The following is a 7,232-nucleotide window of genomic DNA, read 5'->3' as shown; positions in this document are numbered from 1 at the left end:
CAGCTTTTCATGGCCGCTTACAAATGGCCGGGGAATCACCCTGTTCGCCTTTCAGCACGAGCTGAGCACCCGCGATAAGCGGGGGGCCGTCGATCTGATCTGTGAGACCTTCCCTCGCCTCTCCCGCTCCTGGGCTAAGCGCCACCTTGCCCGCATTCAGGACATGGACGGGGCGCGTCTGGGGGAGTTCATCGCCGCTGCTGATCCCGTGGTCTACATGCGCCGTCTGCGCACCCTCGACCCCACCGGCGACACCGCCGCCCGCAACGTGGACCGTGAGCGGGCGGGGGTGATCGCCCAGTGAAGCCCCTGGACATGACAGAAGGCCGCCCCGCTCGCCACGGGGCGACCTTCTCCGAGATCGCCAACCCTGCCACCACCAACGGCCAGGTTCACACTGCAAGTCTACCGGACGCCGCCGATCTGTTGGAGGGCGTTTTCGTCGTCCTGGTGGCGCGCAAGGTGGACGGGGAGACCCGTTACCGGCGGCGCATCTTCCTGGATCTGCGCGCAGCTGAGCGTCACGCCGCGCGCCAGACCATGAACGGTCACCGCACGGCGGTCACGCTGTGCCGTCTCGCCCCCGTGCACGAGTTCGCCGGGGGGTGGTCCGCATGAGCGCCGCGCTGATCGACACGGCCCGACAGATGCACGCTGCCGGGGTGAACGTGATCCCCGTCCGCCACGACGGCACCAAGGCCCCCGCGCTGAAGGCGTGGCAGTCACACCGGACGACCGCCGCCGACCTCGACGCATGGTTCGGCGGGGACGATCCCCGCCACCGGGCTATCGGGGCCGCGTGCGGTGCCCTCTCCGGCGGTCTGGAGATGCTGGAAATCGAAGGCGCTCATGTCGGGCTGCTGGAGGACGTGGGACGCGCCGCCGGGGCTGCTGGGCTGCTGGAGCTCTGGGAGCGCGTGAACGGGGGATGGTGCGAACGGTCCCCGTCTGGCGGAGTCCACTGGTTCTACCGCGTGGAGGGCATGGACGTGCCTGGCAACGTGAAGCTCGCCACCACCGAAGCCCGGCAGACCATCGCGGAGACGCGGGGCCAGGGCGGGCAGGTGGTCCTCGCCCCCTCCGGTGGGACCACGCACAAGACGGGCCGGGCGTGGGAGCGCCTGGACGGTGGGCCGGCTACGGTGCCGACGCTGACCGCTGCTGAGCGCGAGACGCTGCACGGGCTGTTCAGGGCACTGGATCGCGCGCCCGCCCGCACGGTGGAGCATCGGCCCGCGCCGACACTGGCACCGGCTGACGGGGCGCGTCCTGGCGACCTGTACGCGGCCCGCACGACCTGGGATGAGCTGCTGACCCGCCACGGCTGGCAGGTCCACCACCGGGCCGGAGCGGAGACGCATTGGACCCGTCCGGGCAAGTCCACCGCCGAGGGGCCGAGCGCCACCACGCGCGAGGACGGGGGTCTGTACGTGTTCAGCACGTCCACCGCGTTCGACCCGGAAACGCCGTATTCCAAGTTCGGTGCCTACGCCGTGTTGGAGCACGGGGGAGACCATGCCGCCGCCGCCCGTGCGCTGGCCGCTGACGGGTTCACGGAGCGTCCGGTGGCCCCGAGGACCGCCCCGGCCCCCGAGGCCGTCACGGAGGCACCTGTGGACGTGGAGCGGTACAGCCGGGATCGCGCGATTGCGGAGGCGGCCGAGCGTCTGCGAGTCACGGAGGCGGCCCGGCGCATGGTGTCCGCTGAGCGTGCAGCTCAGGCCCCGCCGCCGGCACCTGTGGACCTGGGAGAGTTCATCGCCGCCCACGCAGACGATGAAGCCTCCTGGCTGCTGGAGGACCTGTGGCCCCTGGGAGGGCGGGTCATGCTGACCGCCCCGGCCAAGGGGGGCAAGACGACCATGATGGGGAATCTTGTCCGCACCCTGGCTGATGGTGCCCCGTTCCTGGATCGGTTCGCCCCGGTGAACCTGTCCGAGACGGGCGGGCGCGTGGTGCTGCTGGACACGGAGATGACGGAGGGCCACCTGGCCCGCTGGCTGCGGGCCGTGCAGGTGCGCCACCCGGAGCGGGTCCGCGTGGTGTCACTGCGCGGGCGGGTTCAGACGCTGGACCCCACGGAGCCGGCCAATCGTGCCCAGTGGGCGCGCATCCTCGCCGGAGCGCAGACGGTCATCCTCGATCCGGTGGGGCCGGTTCTGGCCGCGCTGGGGCTGGAGGAGAACTCATCGACGGACGTTGGCGGGTTCTTCACGGGCTGGGATGCGCTCATGGCCGAGGCGGGCGTACAGAACAGCCTGATCGTCCACCACCACGGCCACGGCGGGGAGAGGGCGCGCGGCTCGTCCAAGTTCGCGGACTCCTGCGACGCGCTGTGGACGCTGACCCGCAAGGGTGACGCCGACGACGCGCCCCGATACTTCAGGGCGATGGGCCGAGACGTGAGCGTCCCGGAGGGCGTCCTGGAGTTCACGCCCTCAACCCGCGCCCTGAGCTACGCCGAGGGCAACCGCGTGCCGTCCGATGCCGAGGCGCACGACCGCAAGGTGGCCGAGGTCATCGCGGCAATGGACGCGGCCCGAGTCGCCGCTGACGTGACCCGGGAGCAGCTGCGCGAGTTCCTGCGAGAGCGGGGCATGAAGGCCCGTAATGAGGTGCTGGCCGAGGCTATCCGTAAACGGAGAGAAAGGCAGTGAAATGCTCCGCTTATTGTCCCCGATCCCCGGGGACAGCCCGTCCGGGACAGCCGGGGACAGAGGGTGTTCGGGACAGACCCGAACCGCATGTTCTAGCCGCTGCACGCCGCTGCCACTGTCCCCGGGACAATCCGGGACAGCCGTGTCCCCGTCCCCGTCTCTATAGACGGGGACACGGGGACAGAGACCGCACCTGACCACTTCAACAGACCCCCAGACGGCCCCGAGCGCACCACGCGCCGGGGCCGTCGTCGTCCCGAGGAGGACACCACCAATGACCACCCGCGCATCCGAGATGGACAACCTGCGCGCCGCCGTCCGTTTTCACGCAGACCGAAATGATCGCATCCGCAAACGCGCCGAGGACGCCGAGGCCAAGGTGCGCGAGCTGCGCGCCGAGGTGAACCGGCTGCGCGCCGAACGTCAGGAGGCCCACCCGTGAGCACCCCCTCCCGGCCCACACCGAAACACGCCGCCACCACGGCACTGGAACGCGTAGCCGCCGAACTCGCCTACCTGCGCAACGAGTGCCACAGCATCCGCTACGCCCTCGACGTAGCCCGGGAGCGCGCATGAGAGCCCGCCCGGGATACACCGACGCCGACGTGCGCCGGTTCATCGCCCTCGCACGAGGCGGACGCGACCGACGCGCCGAGCTGCTGGACGCCATGAGGCGACACCCCGCCGGGAAGGGGGCACGCGCACCCCGCCCAGACCATCCCCCCATGACGAACGCGGACGGCACACCCGCCGAGCTGCTGGACGCCACCGACCCCGAGCACCACAACTGACCGTCCAAGGAAGGACACGCACCATGACCACCAACCCCATCTCTGAGATGACCACTGAGCAGCTGACCAAGCTTGCCCAGACCGCCGACCAGGCCCACGCATCCGTGAATGACGCAGCCCAAAAGGCGCGCACCGCAGCACAGAAGAAGGTGGAAGCCGCACTGTCCGAGGCCGAGGCCGCACAGGCCGAACTCGCCCGGCGCAGGGATGCCGAGGCCCAGCGCATCCAGGACCGCCGCCGGGCATTCGCGCACCACCTGCTCAACGCGGGCGGGATCGAACGACTGGCCGAGGAGAACCGGGCCGACCTGAAAGCGGCACAGGAAGCCCTCATCGCCGCACTGGAGGCCGACCCGGTCATGCGCGCCACTGGACGCTACCTCTCCATCGCGCGCCGCTCAGAGTCCATCCGGTCCCTGCTGCACGAGGCTGCCGTGGCACTGGGGCAGGAACTGCCCGCCAGCCTGGCGAACTACCGCGCCCCCAGCGGGGCCGACTTCGACACGCACCACCGCCGCGTCCTGGACCGGCTGACGTTCACCTACGCCGATGAATGGGCCGAGACCATGCAGGACACGGCCCAGGCCAGCATCACCGGAGACGACGCCACCCTGGACAAGTACGTGCCCACCGCCGCTGAACGGCACGCCGAGAACGAGGCCGCACGCCTGGCCGCGCTGGCCGAATTCAAGGCGGGCGAGAACGTGGAGCGCGTCGTCACCTACCCCGACGTGCCCGGGTCCCCGTTCCTGCATTACAGGGTCATCCAGTGGCGGGACAGCTACACCGGGCAGACCGTCCCCGACGCCGCGCCCGACGCTGGCCCCGGACCGGAGGGCATCCTCGCCGGACTCCACCACTGGGTGCCCGTCCACGAGGCAACCGCCGAGGACGTGGCCGCAGCCGTAGAGGCCGAGACCATCAGCATTCGATCCGCCGAGTTCTACGGCCTCCCGCTGCCCTCGACTCACCAGGGCTGACCACGCACACCACGCACACGGCGACGGCTCACGCACACAGCGTGGGCCGTCGCCGCTACTGCAAGGAGCAACAGACATGGCACGCGCTAAACGCATCTGCCCGAGGCCAGGTTGCCCACGTCCCGCCGTGGGCCGCTACTGCCCGGAGCACAACAAGGAGTACGAACAGAAGCGGGGCACCGCGACTGCCCGGGGCTACGGGGCCGCGCACAGACGCGCCCGCGCCGAATGGGATGCACGAGTCCAACGCGGCGGGCTGTGCTGCCAGCGCTGCGGCGGACCCATCACACCCGGCGAACCCTGGCACCTGGACCACGACGACCACGACCGCACGCGGTATCTCGGACCATCACACGCGCGCTGCAACAACGCGGCAGGCGGACGACGCGCGCACCTCTATGACTGACTCACCGGGGGCCAGGGGGAGCCACCGGCTGGGGGGGGTCACCAGCACCGTCGGCGAGGTGTCTGAGATGTTCGCCGAGCAGATGGACCCAACCGATTCGACGCAAGGAGGTGCCGGAATGCCCGGCCCGATGCCAAATCCGACCAAACCGAACTCGCGGCGACGCGCCACGGGAACGCGCTCAAACCTCACTGAGCTGCCCGCTGAGGGCTGCGATCTGCCCGTGCCGGCCCTGCCGAAGATGCGGGACTGGTCCCGTGAAGAGCGCGCCCTGTGGAAGAATCTGTGGCAGTCGCCGCAGGCGACGCAGTGGGATGACTCATTCATCGCCGCTGTGGCCGCGTACATCGTCCATGCGACGGCGGTCTATGGGGGTACCGCGTCCGCCTGGCAGGCCCAGGAGATGCGCCACCTAGGGGCACAGCTGGGGCTCACGCCGGCGGGGATGCTCGCGTTGGGTTGGGTGGTCCGCAGTGAGTAAACGCAGGCTTGCCCGGCGTGACCTCGTGGCCCCGGTGATACCCGCTGCGACCGATCCGAACCGGCTCACGCAATGCTCATTCACGACCTCCCACGGGCCGGTGCGCGTCTGGAGCGCGGGCGGTGTCCCGTACCGGCTGCGCGTGGCCGGGGTGACGCTCCGGCGGGAATGGGACCGTGCCGCGTTTACCGCGTGGATGGACGACCCCGAGGTGCTGGCCGGCATCCGGGCATCATCTACCCCCAAATGAGACCCCCACCCCGCCCCCGCCTGGCACGACGCCGGGCGGGGGCGATTGTTTCCCCCTACCGAACGGAACGGCTATGACGCACTCACAGGCCGACGTGCCATTCGTGGACACGTCCCCATCCGATCTGACGTTCAGCACTGCCACGCCGATTCAAGAGGCGTTAGCGGTCAAACAGTGTGGCCCCCTGGAGTTGCGCGTGCTGGGGGCCTCCCATCAGGTGAAGGTGGGGGGCCTCATTGAGACGCTGGCATGTCTGCCGGGGCTGAGTCCGCACCTACCGCGACATGCCGCGCGCCCCGGATATGCGTTTACGTCTGCGGTCTATCGACCGGATGATTTGCCTGCTGCTGTGGCCGCGATAGCCCGGCACGTCGCCGCACATGACGGGCTATCCGTCACGTTCCCTGGTGATCCCCATGCGCTCACGGCGTTGAGCGCGACTGCCCGCGGCGGCCGGTGCACGTGGGCGACGTGGCATGTCTACCCCCAGGGCGGGCATGTGGTCGCCACCCGAAGCACGTTCGGCTACTCCGCCTGAGAGATCACTCCCACTGATTCACGAAATGAGACACGATGACCTACGATTCTCCCGACTACTCCCGCCCGCTCCAGTCCATCCCGTTGGCCGCTGGGGCCTTGAAGGCGTGCGCTGAATGCCCGTGGCGTGCGTCCAACTTGGGCAAGCTGGACGCGAACCGGGACGATGCGACGTTCAGCCGCGAGAGCCTGACAGAGCATTGGAAGCGCCTGACGACTGAGGGCGCGACCTGCCGTTGTCACATCACCACGCCGGGCTATTACCACCATGACGAGTCCCTGAACGAGCGCGGTTGGAAGGAGCCGCGCATGTTCAAGGGTGACGGGCATCGCCAGTGTGCCGGGCAGCTGGCGATGGTCCGGCGGGAGGTGGAGAAGATGCTCACCTACCCGGACCACGCGGCCTACATCCGCGAGAATCCGACCGGCTTGCAGAAGCGCCAGGCGGGGCGTTTCCTGCGCCTGCTGCTGGACCCGGAGAGCGCCCCTGTCCCGTTCAGGTGGCCCGCTGAGGACGTGGACGACGTGCTCGACCCTGCCGACCTCGTAGACCTGAACGGCTGGGAATGGAGCGTCAGCCGTGATCTGAGCGTAAATATGCGCAACCTGATTGAGATAATGAATCCCCAGCTGGCCGCGTGTGATTGCAAATTCTGCGCCCGCCATCACACGATCCACGCGACGAAACCTGTCACATTGAAGGACGGGACCACGGTGGACATTGACGCCGGTGTAGCCCCGGTGGTGGCCGCGTTCGCGGAGGCAGATGTGAACACGTCGGAGTCGTGCGAGGATTTCGGCCCCGCCCTGCGGGAGCTGGACCTGAATGCATACCTGTTGCTGCGGGACAATCCGGCGGGCGATGTGAATCACTCCCGGACCATTCGTGAGGGTGGTGCGTTCGTCCGATTCTCCAGTGCGACCCCGGCGGGTGAACGGATCGCGGCCCGGCTGCGCGAGCGATACAGCCTGGACTCGGGGGGCATCGTCAATCAGGTGACGTTCCCGCTGTCCGAGGCGGGGAACGTGGAGCGGATCGTCCGCGCCGCCGCCCGGGCGTGACGGTGCCCCCGGCGTTGAAACGGGATTGGCCGGGGGCACCCTAGCTGTTGTGGGTCATGAGGTTCTTG

Annotated in this window: 10 protein-coding genes; all 10 read left to right on the top strand. The window is 69.1% G+C overall.

What is annotated here, in order from left to right; all coding sequences use genetic code 11:
• Nucleotides 1–304, top strand: a 304-nt coding sequence (locus tag SJ20_RS12095; protein WP_235281200.1) for a hypothetical protein, incomplete at its 5' end; no start/stop codon positions are given.
• Nucleotides 305–315: 11 nt separating this feature from the next.
• On the top strand, nucleotides 316–618 hold the full coding sequence (locus SJ20_RS00500) for a hypothetical protein (RefSeq protein ID WP_131661418.1): 303 nt from the start codon (nucleotides 316–318) through the stop codon (nucleotides 616–618).
• A complete protein-coding gene (locus SJ20_RS11555) occupies nucleotides 615–2,657 on the top strand; it encodes an AAA family ATPase (protein ID WP_131661416.1) in 2,043 nt (680 codons plus the stop codon). The genes SJ20_RS00500 and SJ20_RS11555 overlap by 4 nt, the downstream gene beginning before the upstream one ends.
• 274 nt (nucleotides 2,658–2,931) lie before the next feature.
• On the top strand, nucleotides 2,932–3,099 hold the full coding sequence (locus tag SJ20_RS11945) for a hypothetical protein (RefSeq protein WP_165577045.1): 168 nt from the start codon (nucleotides 2,932–2,934) through the stop codon (nucleotides 3,097–3,099).
• On the top strand, nucleotides 3,096–3,233 hold the full coding sequence (locus tag SJ20_RS11940; protein WP_165577044.1) for a hypothetical protein: 138 nt from the start codon (nucleotides 3,096–3,098) through the stop codon (nucleotides 3,231–3,233). The genes SJ20_RS11945 and SJ20_RS11940 overlap by 4 nt, the downstream gene beginning before the upstream one ends.
• Nucleotides 3,230–3,448, top strand: coding sequence for a hypothetical protein (locus tag SJ20_RS00490; RefSeq protein ID WP_044658567.1), 219 nt, complete (start codon nucleotides 3,230–3,232; stop codon nucleotides 3,446–3,448). Before SJ20_RS11940 ends, SJ20_RS00490 begins: the two co-directional genes overlap by 4 nt.
• Nucleotides 3,449–3,471: 23 nt before the next feature.
• Nucleotides 3,472–4,428 (top strand): hypothetical protein, encoded by a 957-nt coding sequence (locus SJ20_RS00485; RefSeq protein ID WP_044658566.1) that lies wholly within the window; start codon nucleotides 3,472–3,474, stop codon nucleotides 4,426–4,428.
• Between the two features lie 473 nt (nucleotides 4,429–4,901).
• Nucleotides 4,902–5,315 (top strand): hypothetical protein, encoded by a 414-nt coding sequence (locus SJ20_RS12055; RefSeq protein WP_200891077.1) that lies wholly within the window; start codon nucleotides 4,902–4,904, stop codon nucleotides 5,313–5,315.
• Nucleotides 5,316–5,638: 323 nt separating this feature from the next.
• Nucleotides 5,639–6,103 (top strand): DUF2617 family protein, encoded by a 465-nt coding sequence (locus SJ20_RS12325; RefSeq protein ID WP_082067549.1) that lies wholly within the window; start codon nucleotides 5,639–5,641, stop codon nucleotides 6,101–6,103.
• A 35-nt stretch (nucleotides 6,104–6,138) separates the two neighbouring features.
• On the top strand, nucleotides 6,139–7,164 hold the full coding sequence (locus tag SJ20_RS00470; protein WP_044658564.1) for a hypothetical protein: 1,026 nt from the start codon (nucleotides 6,139–6,141) through the stop codon (nucleotides 7,162–7,164).
• Nucleotides 7,165–7,232: the final 68 nt, after the last annotated feature.

Source organism: Micrococcus sp. MS-ASIII-49, from assembly GCF_000946635.1.
GTDB classification, from domain to species: domain Bacteria; phylum Actinomycetota; class Actinomycetes; order Actinomycetales; family Micrococcaceae; genus Micrococcus; species Micrococcus luteus.
This window is presented reverse-complemented; position numbering and strand designations above follow the sequence as displayed.

Bases quoted from the DNA above. Each gene is read 5' to 3' on its own strand.
- SJ20_RS00500 (WP_131661418.1), top strand. From the start codon at position 316: ATGACAGAAGGCCGCCCCGCTCGCCACGGGGCGACCTTCTCCGAGATC.
- SJ20_RS11555 (WP_131661416.1), top strand. From the start codon at position 615: ATGAGCGCCGCGCTGATCGACACGGCCCGACAGATGCACGCTGCCGGG.
- SJ20_RS11945 (WP_165577045.1), top strand. From the start codon at position 2,932: ATGACCACCCGCGCATCCGAGATGGACAACCTGCGCGCCGCCGTCCGT.
- SJ20_RS00490 (WP_044658567.1), top strand. From the start codon at position 3,230: ATGAGAGCCCGCCCGGGATACACCGACGCCGACGTGCGCCGGTTCATC.
- SJ20_RS00485 (WP_044658566.1), top strand. From the start codon at position 3,472: ATGACCACCAACCCCATCTCTGAGATGACCACTGAGCAGCTGACCAAG.
- SJ20_RS12055 (WP_200891077.1), top strand. From the start codon at position 4,902: ATGTTCGCCGAGCAGATGGACCCAACCGATTCGACGCAAGGAGGTGCC.
- SJ20_RS12325 (WP_082067549.1), top strand. From the start codon at position 5,639: ATGACGCACTCACAGGCCGACGTGCCATTCGTGGACACGTCCCCATCC.
- SJ20_RS00470 (WP_044658564.1), top strand. From the start codon at position 6,139: ATGACCTACGATTCTCCCGACTACTCCCGCCCGCTCCAGTCCATCCCG.